This window comes from Mycobacterium sp., assembly GCF_049281135.1.
In the GTDB taxonomy this organism is placed as follows: domain Bacteria; phylum Actinomycetota; class Actinomycetes; order Mycobacteriales; family Mycobacteriaceae; genus Mycobacterium.
On sequence record NZ_JBAPRN010000036.1, the window covers coordinates 1 to 20,249 of the forward strand.

Sequence of the window (20,249 nt, forward strand, 5' to 3'; positions counted from 1 at the left end):
ACCGAAAGCCGAGACGTAGGCCCGCGACGGGATCTCGTTCTGCCCGACCTGGATGTAGTCCAGCCCGTCGGAGACGGTCTGCCAGACGGTCTTCTTCGGGTCGATGCCGCCCCGCGACTGGTCGACGTAGCTCAGCTTCACGGTTTCGCCGACCTTGACGATGCCGCTGTCCGGCTGTTCGAGGCCGACGATGGTCTTGAACAGCGTCGTCTTGCCGACACCGTTGGGACCGATGACACCGACGATGCCGTTGCGGGGCAACGTGAACGACAGGTCCTTGATCAGCGTCCGTCCCTCGAAACCCTTGTCGAGGTGCTCGACCTCGACCACCAGGTTGCCCAGGCGCGGGCCGACGGGGATCTGGATCTCCTCGAAGTCGAGCTTGCGGGTCTTCTCCGCCTCGGCGGCCATTTCCTCGTAGCGCTGCAGGCGCGCCTTGCTCTTGGCCTGGCGGGCTTTGGCGCCGGAACGCACCCAGGCAAGCTCCTCGGTCAGCCGCTTCTGCAGCTTGACGTCTTTGCGACCCTGCACCGACAACCGCTCGGCCTTCTTCTCCAGATAGGTGGAGTAGTTGCCCTCGTAGGGGTAGGCGCGGCCGCGGTCGAGCTCCAGAATCCATTGGGCCACGTTGTCCAGGAAGTACCGGTCGTGGGTGACCGCCAGAACCGCGCCCTCGTATTCGGCCAGGTGCTGTTCGAGCCACTGCACACTCTCGGCGTCGAGGTGGTTCGTCGGCTCGTCGAGGAGCAGCAGGTCCGGCTTGGACAGCAGTAGCTTGCACAACGCCACCCGGCGCCGCTCCCCGCCGGACAGATGCGTCACCGGCTCATCGGGCGGCGGGCAGCGCAGGGCGTCCATCGCCTGCTCCAGCTGCGAGTCGAGATCCCACGCGTTGGCGTGGTCGAGGTCTTCCTGCAGCCGGCCCATCTCCTCCATCAGCTCGTCGGAGTAGTCGGTGGCCATCAGTTCGGCAACTTCGTTGAAGCGGTCAAGTTTGACTTTGATGTCGCCGAGGCCCTCCTCGACGTTGCCGCGAACGGTCTTCTCCTCGTTCAGCGGAGGCTCCTGCAGCAGGATGCCGACCGTCGCATCGGTGGCCAGGAAGGCTTCACCGTTGTTGGCCTTGTCCAGCCCGGCCATGATCCGCAAGACGCTCGACTTCCCCGCCCCGTTGGGGCCGACGACACCGATCTTGGCGCCCGGATAGAAGCTCAGGGTGACGTCGTCGAGGATGACTTTGTCGCCGTGCGCCTTGCGGACCTTCTTCATCGTGTAGATGAACTCAGCCATGTGGCGGTGTTGCCTTTCTGGTGCGAGGGATTGCTCGCGCCCCATCCTAGGCACTTGTCCGGCTCCTCCCCACGCCGCTGGGCGGCGAGCATCGTCACCGGACGGGCACCGCCACATCGATGCAGCTAAGCCGACAGCGGCTACGCGGCCTCGGCATCGGGTGCGGCCTCGGCGCTGTCCGGTTCCTTCTCCTCCTCGGCATCGGTCGCTCCGGTTGCCGATCCGGAGGAAACCGTCCTCTCGACCCGCGCGATGCAGCGAGACAGATCGGGACCCACGGCGGTGGCGCGCATCTCCAGGGTCGACCGCCGGATACCATCGCGGTCCTCGTATTCGCTGGTGTAGACCTGCCCGGACACGATCACCGGCGAGCCCTTGCCCAGTGACGCGCCCACGCCGGAGACCAACCGACCCCAGCAGTTGACAGTGACGAACAGCGAGTTGCCGGGCTCCCAGGTGCCGTCAGCGGACCGGCGCCGCGAATTGCTGGCGACCCGGAACTTCAGTACTTCCTGGTCGCCGACCCTGCGGCGTTTCGGATCGTTGACGACATTTCCGACCACGGTCAGCGGTGTTTCGAACATTTCTTAATCACCTTTCTTGTATCGCACCGCAACCGGTGCTGCAGGCCATTCAGCTCGCGACCGCCGACAGCTCGACCCGATTCCGCGCGAACCCGGTCGGCGTTGTGGAGAAAGCGTTGGGTGTGGATAAAGAAGTCACATCCGCCACATCGGCCCCTGGCCGCACGCTTCCGTGTCGTGGCCGCCTTCGAGCGACAAACCGCGCGTGCCGAGGAGTTGATGCTCAGAGGCGGGCAAATCGTGTGGCCAGACTTTCGCTGCGACCGGCGTAACGGTGGTCGCTCAGCGTTGCCCTGACGTATCGCGGCGGGCCAACTCGGCCAGCATCGCGTTGTAGGCCGCCAATTCGGCGTCGTCGTCGCGGTCGGCCGCGCGATCCAATCGTCGCGCGGTTCGCTGGTCGCTGCGTGACCACTGCACCAGCAACGCGATCATGACGACGACCAGGGGGATTTCCCCTGCGGCCCAAGCCATTCCACCCCCGAGCCGCTGATCGCCCAACAGGTCGGTGTGCCAGCTCAGGTGCAGCGAGTGGTAAAAGCTTTCGCCGAGCGCCTTCGGCATGCTCATCAGGATCACCGCGAAGAAGGCGTGTAGCGGCAGCGACGCGAAGACCACCGCCACCTTCGCCAGCGGCGGGATCGGCCTCGGCGTCGGGTCAACACCGATGACCACCCAATAGAACAGATAGCCGCTGACCAGGAAGTGCACGTTCATCACCACGTGCCCGATGTGGCTACCGACCGCGGCATCGAACAGGCCGCCGAGATACAGCCCGTAGAACCCCGCGACGAACAGGGCGGTCGCGACCACCGGGTTGGTCAGGACCCTCGAGATCCGGCTGTGCAGCGCGGCGAGCAGCCACTCCCGCATCCCCGGCGGATCGTCGCCGCCGGCCGCCGGAAGTGCCCGCAACGCCAGGCCGACCGGACCGCCCAACACCAGCAGGATCGGGACCAACATCGACAGCAGCATGTGCGCGGCCATGTGCATGCTGAACATCGCCGGCATGTACCGGCCCACACCCGATGAGCTGACGAACAGCAGCGCGGAACAGCCGAGCAGCCAGGCCGCGGTCCGACCCATCGGCCACGCATCGCCACGGCGCCGCAACCGGCGCACCCCGGCCACGTACAGCGCGGCGAATACGATGGCCGCCGTGCCGAAGATCAGGTCGAATCGCCAATCGAAGAGCACCCTGGCCGGGGTCGGCGGCCCGGGGAAGTCATAGCCGATTTTCACGTCGGAAATCGATGGCACGCCGATCGGTAGTGGCGGCGGAGGCGTGCGACCGAGGCCGACGGCGACACCGAACGTCAAGCCGAAAAGCACCGCCTCGATCAGCGCCAGCCGAAGCAGGCCGGCCCGCGAGCCCGGATCTGCTTGCAGCGCAACGACCCCGGTGCGCCGCTGCCGCCAACCGGCGAGGCCGAGCAAACACAGCGCGACAAACTTCGCGATCACCAGCCGTCCGTAGGTGGTGGTGAGTAGGTCCGACGGCAGGATCCGCACCAGCGCGTTGACGACCCCGCTGACCGCCATGGCGACAAAGCACCACAATGCGATTACCGAGAATCGCCGCGACGCAAGGTCGGCGTGCTGTCCGCCGCGGAACACGTGAACGAGCAACGCCAGCAGGCCACCGGCCCACAGGCTGCCCGCGACCAGGTGGATCAGCAGGCTGTTGGTGGCCAGATCGTGCGAACCGCCGGCCGACGAGTGACCGGTCAGCCCGAGCGGTAACAGGGTGGCCAGTGAGCCGGCCAACAGCAGCGGCGTCCACGACCAGCGCAGTACCGGCAGGCTGGCCACCGTCAGCGCGGCGGCCAGCAGCGCGGTCCACCGCCACGCCGTCGAAATGTTGATCAGGCTGGCCAACGACCACAGCGTCGCCGGGTTCAGGTGGGCGGTGATCGGCTGGCCGGAGACGTCGGAAATGGTCAACGGCACCAGCAGGCCGGCGCACACCGCCCATGCTCCGGCGGCCACCGTTCCCACCCGCAACGCGCGATAGCCGTCGACATCGAGCACACCGTTGTTCTGCGGCGGCACCAAAAAGGCCGCGAACAGGAAGGATCCGACGGCTACGACGGCGGCGACCTCACCGGCGGCCCGCACGAACGGCAGGCCAACCGTGGTCACCGGTCCGGGATCGGGTAAGCCGGTGGCGGTCAGCGCGGCTGCCAGCGACAGCGCACCGACGCCCGCCGCGGTGCAGCCGGCTAACGTGGCTACCCCGACGAGCAGCGGCCACGCCAGCGCGCGACGGCTAGCGGCCGGAGCATCCGTCATAGACAAAGCGTACGGTCGCGCCCCCTACGGGCGATCTGCACTGCGTGCCTGGACCTCGCGAGCGACGAACTGGCTGCGCGCGATCTTCGCGACATGGTCGAAATCCTGAAGGATGGCCTGTAGCTCACGGCGAAACGCAATTCGGCGTTCGGCCAGATCGGGACCGGGCTTGAGCAGATCCTGATCGGCGACAACTTGGCGCGCGGTGGCGAACAACAACGTCGACACCGGCTCACTGCTGCGCACCCGACCTTGCGCGACGTACTGCTTGCCGACGCCGAGCGCCAACTGAGTCAGCTCCTTTTCGCCGATATCCGCCGGAGCATCGCGCAGCACGTCGGCCACGATCTCGTAAGCCTCGAAGAACACCCGCAACATCGCGTCCGACATCAGCGGCCGCTTCGCGTACAACATCGCGTCGATCTCGGCAGCGCCACCGGCGACGTGGGCTTCCCAATCCTCATGCCACGCCATCTCTTCGGCGATGTTCTGCCGGAATGACGCCGAATCGGCGAAGTAGAAGTCGAACTTCAACAGGTCGCGCAGCCGCATGGCCTGATTCCAGAACGCCTCCAGCCGATCACCGTCGGCGTGGCCGGCATGCGCCAGCGCCAGTTCGACGATGACGGTCTCCAGAAATGCGTGGATCACCGAGTTGCGGTAAAACGCTGCGGTGTGCTCGTTCTCCGGGGCGATGCGCCACACCGGTTCGCGGCCACTGTCGATCCGGGTTATGGGGTGGCCATTGGACAACGAATCCACCGCAGCGCGAACGCCTTCGGGCGTGCGCAACCGCAACGCGCTGGTGGACATCGGGGTTTGCTTGCGTTCGAGGTAATCCAGCGAATCCTGCAGGGTGTGGTGCAGTTGCCCCAGCGTCAACGCCACCCCATGCGTGGTCAGCAGCAGCGCCGACACCAGGCCGGTGGCATTCACCGGAGTCGATTGCAGGATCCGCCAGGCTACTTCGAACGACATCTTCTGCAGGGCAAGCCGTTTGGCCGCTTCGTCCTCGGCGATCGGGCCGTGCGACGGACCGAGATACTCTCGCATCGAGACCGCTTCGGGGAAGCGGACGTAGATCTTGCCGTAGTTGCGCTCACCCTGGGCCTTGATGAAGTTGTACATCCAGCTCAAGCCCTCCGCACGCTTCTCGCCTCCACGGGCGTAGGCAGCGTATTCGGCGGTCTCGTGCAGCTGGTCAAAGCTGATCGAAACGCCTTGCAGCAGAATGTCATCACTGCGACCGTCTAGATAGGCGTCGGCCACGTAACTCATCAGTCCGAGTTTGGGCGGCAGCATCTTCCCGGTGCGCGAACGGGTGCCCTCGATGGACCAGCTCAGGTTGAAACGCTTCTCCACCACATAGCCGACGTACTCCCGAAGTACGTATTTGTACAGCGGATCGTTGCCGATGTTGCGACGGATGAAAATCGTTCCGGCGCGGCGCATCAGCGGTCCCATTACCCCGAAGGCCAAGTTGATACCGGCGAAGACGTGCACTGGCGGCAGCCGATTTTCTTGCATTGCCACCGGCATCACCGCGCCGTCGATGTAGGACCGGTGCGAGAACAGCAACACCGCCGGATGAGCTTCCAGCGCGGTGCGCAGGGCCGCCACTTGATACTCGTCGTAGTCGATTTCCCGGTCGAATCCCCGGCTGAACAACCTGCCCAGGACCGAGACCAGGTCGACGGAAACTCGGCTCCATCCGGTGGCGAGTTCGTCGAGCATCTCGCCTGCTTTTTCGAGGTCGGCGCCGGGGATCTTCTCCAGGCCGGCGCGAAAGCGCGCGGACGCCATGATCTCTGGCCGAACCAGTCGCGGCGATTTGTACTGCGGCCCCAGGATCCGATATTCGGCGCGTTCCATCGCCAGCAGAGCCCGGCGGGTGACGAAATGCGCGAACTCGCGGGGATTGTCGCCGACGGTGATGTCACGCCACTGCTGACGAAGCTCGGATACCTTGGCCGATTCACCGGCCACCACTTGGGCGCGCGAACGGTCGGTCCGCAGAATGTGACGCTGCTGACGTTCGCTGGGCTGGTAGGGATTTCGTCCGGGCAGCAATGCCGTCACCCGGTTCAGCGCGGTCGCGTCGGCACGCGGCATCCAGAAGACGCGCACCGGCACAATCGACCGGTCCTCGTCCAACTCGAGTTGCTCGACGAGTTGGGCCATCGCGCCGGGTGATGCGTCCCGCTCGGGCAGCGGCAGCACCTCGAGCTTGGTGTCCGGATGGCGGGCACGTTGTTGATCCAGCCACGTGGCAAGCAATTCCGATTCGATCGGCGACGACGCCGACGCCAACACCAAGGTGTCGTCGCTGGTGCTGAACGAACCCTCGTCGGCAGCCGGGGGGGTCACGATCTCCCCTTCGGCCGAGGTGTACTCGGTTGGGCCTTGGTCGCCTTGCGCGGCGCCGCCTCGGATTGGGCCGCCTTCGCCGTTTTCTTGGCCGCGGCCTTCGCGGGCGCAGCCTTCTTCGCCGCAGCCTTCTTTGCCACAGCTTTCGCGGGCACAGCCTTCGCCGGCGCAGCTTTGGCGGCGGCTTTCGCGGGCACGGCTTTGGCGGTCCTGCGCGGCGCCTTCTTTCGGTACACATCATGGTCGGGCAGCTCATCGACCGGCCAGTCGGCCAACGTGTCCACGTAGAGCTGGCGCACTTCGGCGATCCGATCCGACAGCGTCTCAACTGTCCAGTCGCTCACCGAGATCGGTGGAAACACCGCAACATCCACCGTGCCCGGATTCATCGTTGTGGAGTTGCGCGCGGCGATGATCTCGGCGTTGCGGATCACGATCGGCACGACGGGTATTCCGACCGCCATCGCCATCCGAAACGGCCCCTTCTTGAACGGCCCGACGCTGGTGGTGTCCAGCCTGGTGCCCTCCGGCGCGATCATGATGGACAGCCCTTGCCGGGCGCGCTCCTCGACCTGGTGCAGCGACTCCACCGCAGCGGTCGGATTGTCCCGGTCGATGAAGACCGAGTCCAGGACTTTGCCGAGCGTGCCCATGATCGGATCGCTTTCGAGCTCCTTCTTGCCGACGGCCACCCAGTTGTCGCGGACCAGCGCGCCAACGATGACCGGGTCGGCCTGGTTGCGGTGGTTGAAGATGAACACCGCGGGCCGCTCGGCGGTCAGATTCTCCTCGCCCAGGATGTTGAGTTCCACACCGCTGGCAGTCAACAACAGCTGCGACCAGGTCGCCGTGAAGAAGTTGACACCACGGCGCCTGCTTCCGGTCAGCAGGCCAATGCCCAGCGCGCCGGCGGCGACGGGAATCACCGAGCCGACGCCGGCCAGAGTGCGCAGTTGCGCGGTAATGCCGCCGCCGCTGCGACTGGTGAACCGCAGAATCGGCCAGCCGCGCCGCTTGGCGACGGCCGCCATCTTGCCTTCCGGGTTGGTCGGCCGCGGATTGCCGACCAGATACATCAGCGCGACGTCTTCGTCACCGTCGGCGTAGAAGTAGCTGTCCTTGAGGTCAATCTTGTTCTCGCCGGCGAACTTCTGCACCGCCGCGGCCTTGCCCGGTCCCCACAGAATCGGCTTGACCACACCTCCGGTCAGAATCCCGTCGTCGTTGGTTTCGAACTTGTTGGTGAGCGTGTTGACGATGCCGAGGAACTTGGCTACCGGGGCGACCTGGATGGTCAGCGCCGACGAACTGAGCACCACGGTGTGCCCGCGAGCCAAGTGAGCGCGCACCAATTCGCGCATCTCGGGGTAGATCCGCGACTCGATTCGCTGGACGAACAGCCGCTCGCCGATCTCATCCAAATCGCTCAGTATCCGACCACGGAGCGCTCCCGAGGCCTTGCTGATCAGCTCTTCGAATTCGATGCGCCCGAATTGATGATTCAGCCCAGCGGTGACCATGCCGACCAGCTCGCCGACGCCCATGTCTCGGCGCCGCAACCGCTCCTGGGTGAGGATGACGGCGGTAAAGCCGGCCACCAGGGTCCCGTCCAAGTCGAAGAAGGCGCCGATCTTGGGCCCGGTCGGGCTGGCCATGATTTCGGCGACCGAGCCCGGCAGCCGAAGATCACGGGGCGGTTTTTTCGACTCGCCGTTCTCCTTGCTCATGAACCCAACGCCGATCGCTCGGTCGAACCAGACGTGTCGGCATCGAATGTCGCGGCCACCGCCTGAGGCGCAGGATCACCAGCCAGCACGAGGACTTCGTTGAAACCCTCCAGCAGACACCGGGCCCATAACGCCTCGTCACGGATCGAGGCGCGATCGTAGCGGGTGGTAATGGTGCAATGACCGCCCCTGGAGATCAGCACGACCATCATCGCCACACCGGGCAACGGACCAATACCGTACTGCCGCAGGACCTTTGCACCGACGAGAAACGTGTCGCCGGGATAGACCGGAACGTTACTGGCCTGCACGTCGGACCCGACGACCGAGGCCGTCATCGACTCCAGCAACGGTCTCGGTAACACGCTCAATACCGGTGCGATCGAACCGATGATGTCCATCGCGGGCTCGTCTCGGCGCTGGGTCATCTGCAAGCGGATCTTCTGCATGCGAGCAACCGGATCCGCGGTGCCGATCGGGGCCGCCAGGTTCACACCGGTGAACCGGTTGCCGCCCGCGGCGTCGGACTCGGCCCGCAAGCTGACCGGCACCGCCATCGGCAACGTGGAGATCGGTACGCCGAGTGCCGCGTGGTAGCGGCCCAGTGCACCGGACAGGCCGGCCAGATAGGCGTCATTGATCGAGCCGCCGCCGGCTTTCGCAGCCCGGTGCAGGTCGGACAGCGGAATATCGATGGCCTCGCTGCGGGTGGTCAAGCTGCGTCGACGAAGCAGCGGGGAGGGTTCGGCGGCCCGGCTGACCACCCGTGTCCCTGAGCGCGCGTAGTTGAACACACCCGACACCGCCTTGCCGGGATTGGCCACCGCTCGCCCGACCATCGACGCCGCTCCCCACAGCACCCCGCCGGCCCCGTAGACCACGTTCGCGGCCAGGTGGTTGAACCCCTCGCGCATCAAATCGTTGGCGGTCAGATCTTGGGGTATTGGTTGGTCGGGCGTCGGCTGAGGCGCCGCATCGCGCTCGAGGTCGTAAATGTGCGAGAACATCTCCACGCTGCCGACACCGTCGGCCACCGCGTGGGACAGGTGCAGCAGCGTCGCGGCCTTGCCGTCGGACAGACCCTCGATCAGCGTGGCCGTCCATAGCGGCCGGGCAATGTCCAGCGGCGATTGCAGCATCAGCTCGGCAAGGTCGAATACCTGTCGCAGCGTGCCGGGTTCGGAGACACGCATCCTGCGCACGTGATAGTCCAAATTGAAGTCGGGATCGACCACCCAGCGCGGCGCGGCTGTCGGCAACGTCGGCACGACCACCTTCTGCCGCAGCCGTAATGCCCGCCGAGACGCGTTCTCGAAGCGGACCCGGAAGCGTTCCCAATCCGGCGTGGTGTCCAGAATTTCCAGGGCCATGATCCCCGAGCGGGTACGCGGATTCGCCTCTCCGCGATGTAAGAGGTAGTCGACGGGCCCCAGCGCCGTGGGCATTCCGGCCGCATCGACCTGCTCAGCCACCGCAGCTCCCCCATCCGGCCAACGCCGCCATCGCCACTCAAGCCTCCTGTTTCAGACAGGCCCGCGACCACTCGTCAGGACGCTGCGGGCAACTCCAACGTAGTCCGGTAAGCGCGGTGGCGGTAGCCGATTGTCCGGATCATAACGCCAGATCAAACGCGCTCTGGGTACACTGCGAAACGCCCTGACCTGCTGCTGAATTCGAAATGAGCAACTGGTTGCGCGCGGGACCGACTCAGCCGGTCGGTGAGGCGTACTTGCGTGCCGTCCTTGATCGCGACCGCAAATGCTGTCCGTAGACAACGCCCAAAAAGTCAGCGACGGCGTCGGCCGCCAGTCGGGATCGGACTGTGGCGAACAAGTCGAAAGCATGGTGAGCGTTGGGCAGCTCGGCGTAGCCCACGGTGTGAGCTCCCGCGTCGCGAAGTGCGCCGCAGAAGGCCCGTGCCTGCACGGTCGGGATCACCGAATCGCTCTCGCCGTGCAGGACGAAAAATGGCGGCGCATCGCGGTGGACGTGCGAAATCGGCGATGCCAATTCGAAGAGTTCGGGGTTGTCGGCGTAGCGATCTTTCATGACGAAAAGTTCGAGGAACGGCATCATCATCTCGTGCATTTTCTCGGCATCGGTGAGGTCGTAGACGCCGTATAAGGGTGCCGCGGCTTGAACAGTGGTGTCCACATCCTCACAGCCGGGCTGCAGTCGCGGGTCGTTGGCGGTGAGCGCGATCAGCGAGGCCAAATGACCGCCCGCCGAGCCGCCGGTGACCGTGACGAAGTCGGGATCGCCGCCATAGTCGGCGATATTCTCGCGAACCCACGCCAGCGCGCGCTTGACGTCGATGATGTGCGCCGGCCACGATTTGCGCGGGCTCTTGCTGTAGTCGATCGAGACGCAGACCCAGCCGAGTTCGGCCATCCGGCTCATCAGCGGATAACCCTGCGGTCGCCTACCGTTGACGGTCCACGCGCCGCCCGGGATCTGCAGCAGCACCGGCGCCCGGTCGCCAGCCTTGATGTCCCGATGGCGCCAGATGTCCAGCAAGTTGTCGCGGGTGTCCGGGCCGTATGTGATGTCTGACGTTTTCGCCGCATAGCGACGGTGGCCGGCGGCGGCATGCAACATCCCGCCGCGGCGCTCGGGCCGGTCGCTGATGGGATGACAGACCGAGTCGCGGTATTGCTCACCGAAGGAATCCTGCAGCGCCGCAGTGAGGATGCGATCTGCGCGCTGCGCCGCCCAACTCGTCGCAACCCGGCCGATCGACAGCGGGGCCACACCGGACAGCGCGTGCCCGGTGACGACCTGCGGCGGAAATTCGGCAGACAGCCATCCCGCCAAGAATCCGGCGACCGTTGGCGAGCCCCGAAGCAGCAGTGAGCCGGTGCGGTACGCACCGATCGGCGCGGCCGCAAGCTGCAACCCCTGGCGCAGCACTTCTGCGCGCGCCTGCGAGTATCGCGCTCTGACATCTACGGCAACGGTCATGCCACTCCTCGTCGTTGAGCACACGCCGCCCGCGAACGGCCGGGCCGTCGGTAGCGTACGTGTGTGGCGGGCCTCACACTAGCTCAATCACTATTACTGCCAACGACATTTGCCGCGGCGTTGCGGACCGTGAGTGCCCGTTCCGCCGGTTGGCTACACTGACCTGGGCTTGGAGTCTTTGGCCCCCGTAGCTCAGCTGGACAGAGCACATGACTTCTAATCTTGTGGTCGCAGGTTCGAATCCTGCCGGGGGTACATAGTGCGGATGCCACTGCGGCCGACGGGATACCCGTTTCTGATGCCGAGCAGAGGTATCAGGCTGTGATGGCAGTGATCAGCGACGGATTGAATATCGCGACGGACACGCTGATGAGCCCCGAAAACGCGACAAAGGGCCCCGGGTCGCCGGCGTCACGAGCAGCAACCACCCCGACATACAACTCGCCGCCCGTTCTGGACGAAGCCACGTGACGATTGGTGCAGGTATGGAGCGACAATACGTGGTGAGTCAGTGCGCAAGATTGACACTCGCAATTGAACGGAAGTAGTGTTTTCGCTAGTCACGGGTCCCATCAGGGAGGCACGTCACGTTATGGCTGCTGATACTCGTCAGACCGCAGTTGCCGAACATTCGCTGCAACTTGCCGGCGCGGCAGATACCCAACTTTTGTTCGCCGGCCCGCCAGGCGCGTTAACCGGAGCTATCCCACTCATTAATGAGACGGATACCAAGCTGAAGTTGCGCAGCATCGGCTTCAGGTCGGCCACTCTGAAAGGGCCAGCCGGGCTCCCGCTCCGAGAGATCCCCTTCTACGCGACGCTCTATCCCGGCGAACAGGCGAGCATCCCCGCCACCATCTCGCTGGACCCGACTACGCCACCGGGCGAGCATCAGTTCGAACTCAGGATCGGTAAGCAGGCAGTGGCCGCCTACGCGCTTGTGGAAGAGGTTATCGACCTGCGCTCGACGCCCACGCAACTCACCATCCTGGCCGACCGTGCGACGACATACACCCGCAGATTCATCGCGGAGAATGCCGGTAACGTTGACATTTACGGCGGAGCGGAATGCAAAGTCCCCCTCTTCGATACGCAGGACGTCACCTCTGCCGTGCTTGCAGGCATCAACGAGTCAGATCGGTCGACGGTCGAGGCAATGGTCAAGAACGTCCTCCTGCATATCGGCGATTTGCAGGCCGGAACGGTCATCACGCGGCGCGACCCGGTCACCCTGCATCCCGGTGAAAAGATCGTGGCAGATGCGCACTTCGAGCTTCCCCCGGAGTTGAAGCCGCTGAAGCACTATCGCGGGGACCTCCACTTCTTCAACACGCCCCTTGTCCTGGATATCTACACCACCGCAAGTTACGGCCGAAAGCCGGCCACGCGACGTAAAGCCAAGGAGGCCGCAGATGGGCGGTAGCAGCTCTTCAATTCCCCCAATGCCGAATCCCTGGACGATCAACAGCAACCTCGGCGGCGGTGCTCACCTCGACACCGACCTTGACAACATCCACATCAAGGAGATCGCGCCCATCGACGCGACCTCGACGATCAAGGTCCCCGATCCGATCGTCACGAAGTCGAGCAGCGACAGCGATGCAAAGGTTGACCTCAAGGTCGAGCCCCTCAGCGTCACCAGCGATTCGAAGTCGGAGATCGACCTCAAGCCCGTTGCCGTCGATTCCTGCACGACGATCAAGCTTGCGCCGCTGCCGCCTTCACGTATCGAGCAGCCGTACTCTCAGCACTTCGGCTTCACGTTCATGGGCGTGGAACTCTTCGGCTTCAACACATCCGGGAGCTACGAAACGCTTCTCAATACTCCGCCGGCCGCAACCCATGGCAAGCGGCACGAACATCGGGGCCAATCTGCGTCGCCTACTGTCGTCGGCCGACCGCGCGGCATCAGCGTCCGCGTCATCGACGAGTAGACAAGCCGGCCGGCGCGGTCACGTCAAGCGAGATCTCATTATCCGGTATTCCCATGCCCCGGTGCGCATTTGCTCGTAAACGGTCGATCCGGGCACCGCGAGGAAGTTGTCGATCATCTGACTCGACTCGCCGAAAGCCTTGGTCCGGTGACCCGCGACTTGGTCACATGAGGCGAGCACGTTCGCGGTGATGTCCCGGTCTACCGAGACGGTGAAACCGTGGACCGACAGTATTGCGCGGACCTCCATCCAACGCTGAGTCGGCAACAGATCGGTATGCAGGAACCAGCCGCCGGAGCGGAGAACTCTGCGCACCTCGGAGAGAAACGCCCGCATATCGGGATATGTATGTGACGATTCGACGTTGCTGACCGCATCAAACGAATCGCTTTCGAACGGAAGATGTTCGGCGTCACCAACCATGAACGACACGTTCGGCGCGGCATGCGTCTCCCGGCAGAAGGCAACGGCTTCGGGAGACAGATCAACCCCGTTAACCTTCGCGCGAAACTGATCGGCCAACAGCACCGCGGTCCCACCCCGTCCACATCCGATATCCAGGGCATCTCGACCGGTCAAATCGGTGGAGCCGACAAGTTCGTAGGCAAGGCGAATTGAATTCGCATTGAACGCCGTGTCTTCCACCGCTAACGCCGACTCGTCGCCATCGCCGAGGCTGACGTAGCCGTAGTTGAGGAAGAAGGACGCGTCTCCCATTCCAGTGGCGGCAAGACGTTTGGTGATGTCGTCGTAGAACCGCCGGTAACGCAGTTTTGCGGCCATTCCCGGTCCGTCAATCTCTCCGGTCAACAGGTCATCGTCGTTGTGATCATCAACGCTCGGCCGCGTGGGTGCGGGTGCGGCTTCGGTGCAGGTGCCGGCGGTGTTGTCCACGAGCACCGCGAGCTCGGCGATCGTGGGGGCCTTGAACAGGTCCAGTACGGGTAGGTCAGTCGCGAATGCGTTGCGAATCTCGGAGGCGACTTGGATTGCCAGCAGGGAGTGCCCACCTAATTCGAAGAAATGGTCATGCACTCCGACTGTGTCGATGCCGAGTTGGGCCGACCAGATGGCGGCAAGTTTCTGCTCGGTGTCTGTCCGCGGTTCGATGTAGGCCGTGGATAGGTTGGGACGTGGGTGGCCTCCGGCGTCGTTCGGTCGCGCATCGTTCGCAAAGCGGACCCAGGTGTCTAACCTTTCCTCGAGGTCATGAACAGCGACGACGACCCGCGATCCGAGCGGCGTGCCAATCGCGCGAAGAAATACATCCTGACCTTCGGGTCCCTTGATCGGCGCGGATTTCAGCGCGTGGGCCGCTGCCTCGCCCGCGTTATCCCAGGCGTCCCATTCAATATTCAGCCAGTCCTGCCCAGCTCGCGCGCCTCGCTCAGCGATACCGTCGAGGACGGCGTTGGCGCCGGCATACGCGGCCAGGCCGAGGCCGCCAAGCTCTGCCGATATCGAACCGTGGACTATCCAACGCTGTGGGTGGCGGCCGCTCATTGCTGCCAAAAGGTGCAGCAGTCCTTGAACTTTGGGCGTTATCTGCGCGGCGACGACGGCGCTTCCGGTCTCGACAACCGAACCGAACGCTTGCGGTCCGACGTTGGCCGCGCCGTGAACAACGACGTCCACCCGCCCGAAGCGCTCAACCGCCGCATCGATCGCCGCATGGACTTGAGCAGCATCGGCGAGGTCTGCCTGCACGACGAGCACGTCGTCGCGCTGCACCTGCATGACGGCGAGTCGACGTAGCAGCGCCCGTTCCGACGCGTCGATCGTCTTGTCTTCGCTTGCGGCGCTCCACTCCCCCGGCGGCGGCAGCTCGGAACGCCCGAGCAGCACCACCTTGGCCCCTAATGCCTGGAAAGCCACCTCGGAGATGAGCAGACCCATGTAGCCCAGCCCGCCGGTAATCAGGATGACCGGATCAGACGGTAACGATGCCGGCGGCCGGGCGTCGGCGATCGAGTGCGGCTCATACCCTCTTACATGCCTGGCACCGCCCCGATATGCGATTTCGGATTCGGGCGCGCCGGCAGCCAGTTCCGAAACGATCATCGAGGCGACGGTCGGGTCGTCGTCGACGTCGATGTGGGTGAGGCTCAAGCCGGTCAGCTCTTGCGGCAGCACCTTCGCGGCCCCGATTCCGAATGCCCGGCCCGGATCGAGGACCTCGGTTGCACATACGTCGGCGGTCCCCCGGGCGACGAGCACAACCGGCAAGGGACGCGCCGTCGTGTGAGCGCCGAGTGCGACCGCCAGGCGCATCGGTGTCAAGAAAGTGCTCAGCGCAGCGTCCTCGATATCGGTGTCGGCCGGAGGTTCGGCGCCCCAGCAGTGGATGACTCCTTGCAGTGTGCGGTCGGCGCACACGTCGGCGACCAGGTCAGCCACTCCCAGCTCCTGGGCGGGGTCGAGGATGTATTCGGCATCGCCGATCCGCTCGTAACGATCACCGAGTCGAACTATCACCGGGACGGCGCCCAACGCCGACAATGTCGCCGCGATGTGCGCCCCCACTCCCGACCCTTCGTCCAGCAGGAGGATGTGAGCGTCGCTGAGGTCGTTCGCCCCTTCACCGGAAAGCTCGGATTCGGTCCATACCGGCACGTAGAACCAGTCGGCGACGTCCCGCGGCCCGGCTGCATCGGCACCACCCGGCTGGTTCGCCCGACCGATCCAATAGCTTTCACGTTCAAACGGATACGTCGGCAGGCTCACGCGCCGGCGGGGCTCTGTTTGATGAAAGCCCTCCCAGTCGACGTCGAGACCCAGTTCCCATAGCCGGCCCAGACTCGTTGAGATCACTTCGGTGTCCGGTTTGGGGTCCTCGGCCGCGGGGAGTGAGGCCAGCGAACACCGGACTTGCATGCTGTTGTTCTGGGCCGCGGTCAACAGCGCCCGCCCCGGACCAACCTCGAGCAGAGCGGGCTCGGTGGTCAACGGCGACCTGTCACCCCTCAACGTTCGCAAGCCGTCGGCGAAGCGGACCGTCGAACGGATCTGGGCACTCCAGTAGTCAGGCTTGGTGACCGCGGCATCCGCCCAAAGACCGGTGAGGGTCGCAACGTACGGAATGTCCGGCATCGCGAGCGGAATCCGATCGACAAGCTCTTCGAAGCGGTCGAGCATCGGGTCCATCATCGACGAGTGAAAAGCGTGCGACGTGTGCAGGCGATGGGCAGGAACGGACCGCGCCAGGAGTGCCTTTTCAACCGGAGCGATCGCTTCTTCTGCTCCCGACAACACAGATAGTTGGGGCGCGTTCAGCGCTGCGAGGCACACCCGATCGTCGTCGATGTAGTCGACCAGCTCGTCGGCCGGCGCCATCACGGCGAGCATCGAGCCGGGCGGCAGGTCCGAGATGAGCCTGCCGCGCAGGGCCATGAGCCGCAGTGCGTCGTCCAACGCGATCACGCCCGACACCGTGGCAGCGACATATTCGCCGACGCTGTGCCCGATCATCGCCGCTGGTTGTACACCCCACGAGCGCCACAACTGGGCGACGGCGTACTCAATGACAAACAGAGCCGGCTGAGCCAGTGCGGTGTCCCGCAGTTCAGCCGCGGCAGTTTTGCGCCGGCGTGGGCCGGGGAAAAGTACCCGACGTAGGTCAAATCCGAGTTCGGGCTTCAGCTTTCGACAGCACGCATCGATGGTGCGTTTCACGATCGGCTCGCTGTTGTACAGATCGGCGGCCATACCCGGGTATTGGGAGCCCTGACCCGGAAACATAAAAACGATCTCGGGTTCTGCACTGCTACAGACGGCTTCGATGTCCTCGCGCTGCGATGACAACCTTGCGACCGCGCCGGCGCGGTCGTCCACCTCCACGACATAGCTTCTGCGGTGGGCAAACGCCCGCCGACCCAGGTGCAGGGTGAACGCTACGTCGGCGAGGTCGCGCTCCGGATGGCGGCTGAGGTACGCGCCGAGACGCCGGGCGGCCTCGTGTTGGGCATCGTTGCTGCGCGCTGACACCGTCAGGACCTGGTGTGGCCGCCGGTGTGCTGGGGCGTCGAGCTGGGGGGCTTCCTCAAGCAGGACATGGGCATTGGTGCCCCCGACGCCAAACGAACTCACCCCTGCGCGGCGTGGGCTACCGTTGCGCGACCAAGGGTGAAGCGTCCGCGTCACAAAGAACGGACTCGACACGAAGTCGATCGCGGGGTTTGGCGCACGGTAGTGCACGGTCGGCGGTATCGCCGCATGCTCCAGCGATAGCACTGACTTGATCAACCCGACCACGCCAGATGCACAGGACAGGTGGCCGAAATTGGACTTGGCCGAACCGATCCCACAGAATCCGCGACGGGATGTGTATTTCGTGAACGCCTCCGTCAGGGCGGACAACTCGATCGGATCACCGAGAATCGTCCCCGTCCCGTGCGCCTCGACGTATCCGACCGACTCCGGCGAAATGCCCGCGGTGCGGTAAGCCTCGGCGATCGCCGCGACCTGACCGCGAATGCCGGGCGCGGTGTAACCGACTTTGTCGTGACCATCGTTGTTCAGCCCGAAACCCAGGATCGTCGCGTGGATGCAATCTCGGTCTGCCAGTGCGTCCTCGAGCCTCTTGAGCGCGACGATGCCGACCCCGCTTCCAACGATCGTTCCCTGCGCATTCATGTCGAAGGGCCGGCAGTGCCCATCCGGCGAGAGGATGGAGCCGGCGACGTAGTAGTAGCCGCCGCGCTGGGGTACCCGGACCGTGACGCCGCCGGCCAGCGCCATGTCGCATCGGCGGCCGCGAAGGCTCTCGCAGGCAAGAGCGACTGCGACCAGCGAGGTCGAGCAGGTGGTCTGTACGACGACACTGGGTCCGCGCAGATCCAATCGGTACGACACCTGGGTGCAGAGATGGTCTTTGTCGTTGGTGACCATCAGCTGCATGCCATCCACATAGCCGAGGGCATCAGGATTCTGGTACAGCTGATAGAGATAGGTGCTCATCTCGCAGCCGCCGAAGACTCCGATCGACCCCGGAAATGCTGCCGGGTCGTATCCAGCGTCTTCCAATGCCTCCCACGCGGTTTCCAGGAATATCCGATGCTGCGGATCGGTCAGAGCTGCATCACGCGCCGAGAATCCGAAGAAGCCCGCATCGAACCGGTCGATATCACCGAGAAGCGGGGCAGCGTTGACGTATCCCGGCAGGTTTATGACGGAATCGGGTACGCCGGCCGACCGCATCTCGTCCTCGGACAGAAAGGTGATCGACTCGACCCCGTCGGCGAGGTTCTGCCAGAACTGATCGACGTCATAAGCACCGGGCACCCGGACCCGCTGGCCCACGATTGCGATCGGCTCAATGCCGCCCGGCTCGCCGCCGGATTCGGCATTCATGGCACTTCGGCGACAGATTGGCGGCGGTCCGCCGAGATCGACGCCCTCAGGTTTAGCGGTATCTCCACCACGGCATCGCCGACCCCCAGCACACGCACGCCCCCGGTGTAGACGGGACCGTCCTCAAAGTCAGACTCGGCCAACCGAACTGAGAGTTGGATGAACTCCTCCGCGCCGACCGGAAGACGGAAGTTGTTGGGCGTGAGCGTGGCGTCGGGCTCGAACGCCGGTCCCACGCCGTCGCTGCGGCGCAGATCAGTCAACAAACATCGCACCGTGGCATCGGCATCGGAGTTGTTGGAGATCGCGAATCGCATGGTGGCCGTTTGACCGAGCGGGGCCACCGCCTGCAGAGTGGCCTCGGCTTTCTCGCTGTTGCGAGTTAACCCCAGCACCGAGGTGAGGTAACGCCGTCCATAGTCGGTGTTGACGTCTTCCAAGCGGACCAACAGCTCGAGAACGATGTCGGCTGTGTTGGCAGCGACGATCGAAAATGGCTCCGTACCCGGGTTTTCGGCGGGCCCACGGTCGACGGCCGAGCGGAGAATTGCGTTGGCTACCGAAGCTTCTGCGGTCGCGTATTGGTGGAGGCGCTCGAACCAGTCGACAGGGTCAGTTGGGTCGAATCGTGGCGGTGTCGGCCGCGCCGGCGCGGACAAGTCTGGGGCGATGCCGTGCGCCAGCGCACAAACATAGTCTGAGCTGAGACCGATCAGCCGGGTTAAGACATTCATCGTAAGGTCGGCTACTTCAGCGGCGTATGAATCCGCGTTGGTGGCCAGGAACGCAGCCAGTTGACTCTCGACGATCACCGGTGGCACGTCACCGTAAGCGATCCGCTTAGTGAGCTCTTTGTTCAGCTCGGCGGTTTCGCCGAGGCGCTCTGCCGAAAGCTCAAGGTAATGTGCGAATTTCGTTGCCCATTCAACAGTCGATCCGACGGCGTCGGTGGCATCGGGCTGCGCACCACCCTCCGATGTGCTGAATTCCGCGTTCAACGCTGTGGGGTTCGGCGACATCAGATTGCCTACAGCGGGCCGACTTCTGAGCGAAGTTTTCGCGCGGACACAAACACTCCTCGAATTCGCATCCCCCGCGTATACCAGCCACACCATAACGTCTTGTTGAGCTGATTCTCAAGGGTTTTCGCGTCCGCGATTACCCGAAAAACGACGCGCCCGCACAACGAACTATTGAAACCGGTTGCGCGCGCTTGTTAAACTCCCAGGGCCGAGGCCCATCCGTACGGCGAAAGGCGCCAGATGGCCAATCTCTCTGATCCATTCGGCATACTCGACGGTCTCGATCGTGTTCACAAGCATCACCGCATCTTCGACCTTTCCGCACCAAATGGTTGCCGTCAACAGCGGTAATGCCCTTGTTGCGGCCGGGCCGATTGCCGATGACGTCGGCACCGGCAGTTGGGCCGACGCCGGGCGAAACTGCAACATTCATAAACAACACACACCTAATCCCAATGCAGCGTGGTGGTTTCGCCCGCGTTCTGCCGCGACCTCACTTTGATAGGAGAACAAACCATGAGTGCAACCATGTCTCACGGGAAGAGCCATTCCAAGACACGGCATCATGGCCATGGCCACTCCGGACGCAGCGTCCAAACCGTGACCCCTTATTGGGGGTGGTCGCATGACAACCAGCGGCTGGAGATGATGGACCTACCGTCGTACATCGACTCGCTGCGGCAGACCTACGACACTGCGCTGAGTGACCTGTCAGATCGTCTT

Annotated in this window: 11 protein-coding genes, 1 tRNA gene and 1 pseudogene; 4 read left to right on the top strand and 9 right to left on the bottom strand. The window is 64.3% G+C overall.

Annotation, left to right across the window (positions count from 1 at the left end; all coding sequences use genetic code 11):
• The 7 genes and pseudogenes from ettA to WAN02_RS01370 all read right to left on the bottom strand — a co-directional run.
• On the bottom strand, positions 1-1,290 hold a 1,290-nt coding region (gene ettA / locus WAN02_RS01340), incomplete at its 3' end, for an energy-dependent translational throttle protein EttA (RefSeq protein ID WP_422262103.1).
• A gap of 140 nt (positions 1,291-1,430) precedes the next feature.
• Positions 1,431-1,874, bottom strand: coding sequence for a single-stranded DNA-binding protein (gene ssb, locus WAN02_RS01345; protein WP_422262105.1), 444 nt, complete (start codon positions 1,872-1,874; stop codon positions 1,431-1,433).
• A 282-nt stretch (positions 1,875-2,156) separates the two neighbouring features.
• A complete protein-coding gene (locus WAN02_RS01350) occupies positions 2,157-4,166 on the bottom strand; it encodes a cytochrome c oxidase assembly protein (protein ID WP_422262107.1) in 2,010 nt (669 codons plus the stop codon).
• 24 nt (positions 4,167-4,190) lie between these two features.
• Positions 4,191-6,533, bottom strand: coding sequence for a glycerol-3-phosphate 1-O-acyltransferase (locus WAN02_RS01355; RefSeq protein ID WP_422262109.1), 2,343 nt, complete (start codon positions 6,531-6,533; stop codon positions 4,191-4,193).
• Positions 6,530-8,303: pseudogene (locus WAN02_RS01360) on the bottom strand (HAD-IB family hydrolase). The gene WAN02_RS01355 and the pseudogene WAN02_RS01360 overlap by 4 nt, the downstream one beginning before the upstream one ends.
• The gene (locus tag WAN02_RS01365; RefSeq protein WP_422262122.1) at positions 8,257-9,705 is read right to left on the bottom strand and encodes a wax ester/triacylglycerol synthase family O-acyltransferase; all 1,449 of its coding nucleotides are present in this window, start codon (positions 9,703-9,705) and stop codon (positions 8,257-8,259) included. The pseudogene WAN02_RS01360 and the gene WAN02_RS01365 overlap by 47 nt, the downstream one beginning before the upstream one ends.
• A 262-nt stretch (positions 9,706-9,967) precedes the next feature.
• Positions 9,968-11,221, bottom strand: a complete 1,254-nt coding sequence (locus WAN02_RS01370; RefSeq protein ID WP_422262111.1) for an alpha/beta hydrolase fold domain-containing protein — start codon at positions 11,219-11,221, stop codon at positions 9,968-9,970.
• 181 nt (positions 11,222-11,402) lie between these two features.
• On the opposite strand from WAN02_RS01370, the gene WAN02_RS01375 reads away from it, so the two are divergent.
• The 3 genes from WAN02_RS01375 (at position 11,403) to WAN02_RS01385 (ending at position 13,155) form a co-directional block, all read left to right on the top strand.
• A tRNA-Arg gene (locus tag WAN02_RS01375) sits at positions 11,403-11,476 on the top strand.
• Positions 11,477-11,813: 337 nt separating this feature from the next.
• On the top strand, positions 11,814-12,644 hold the full coding sequence (locus WAN02_RS01380) for a hypothetical protein (protein ID WP_422262113.1): 831 nt from the start codon (positions 11,814-11,816) through the stop codon (positions 12,642-12,644).
• Positions 12,645-12,663: 19 nt separating this feature from the next.
• Positions 12,664-13,155, top strand: coding sequence for a hypothetical protein (locus tag WAN02_RS01385; RefSeq protein WP_422262115.1), 492 nt, complete (start codon positions 12,664-12,666; stop codon positions 13,153-13,155).
• Positions 13,156-13,173: 18 nt separating this feature from the next.
• On the opposite strand, the gene WAN02_RS01390 is transcribed toward WAN02_RS01385, so the two are convergent.
• The gene (locus tag WAN02_RS01390; protein WP_422262117.1) at positions 13,174-18,504 is read right to left on the bottom strand and encodes an SDR family oxidoreductase; all 5,331 of its coding nucleotides are present in this window, start codon (positions 18,502-18,504) and stop codon (positions 13,174-13,176) included.
• Positions 18,501-19,523: a hypothetical protein gene (locus tag WAN02_RS01395; RefSeq protein WP_422262118.1), complete on the bottom strand. Its 1,023-nt coding sequence runs from the start codon at positions 19,521-19,523 to the stop codon at positions 18,501-18,503. Before WAN02_RS01395 ends, WAN02_RS01390 begins: the two co-directional genes overlap by 4 nt.
• Positions 19,524-19,812: 289 nt before the next feature.
• Between WAN02_RS01395 and WAN02_RS01400 the strand changes: the two genes are divergently transcribed.
• Positions 19,813-20,028 carry a hypothetical protein gene (locus tag WAN02_RS01400; RefSeq protein WP_422262120.1) on the top strand — a complete coding sequence of 72 codons (216 nt, stop codon included), beginning with the start codon at positions 19,813-19,815 and terminating at the stop codon, positions 20,026-20,028.
• Positions 20,029-20,249: the final 221 nt, after the last annotated feature.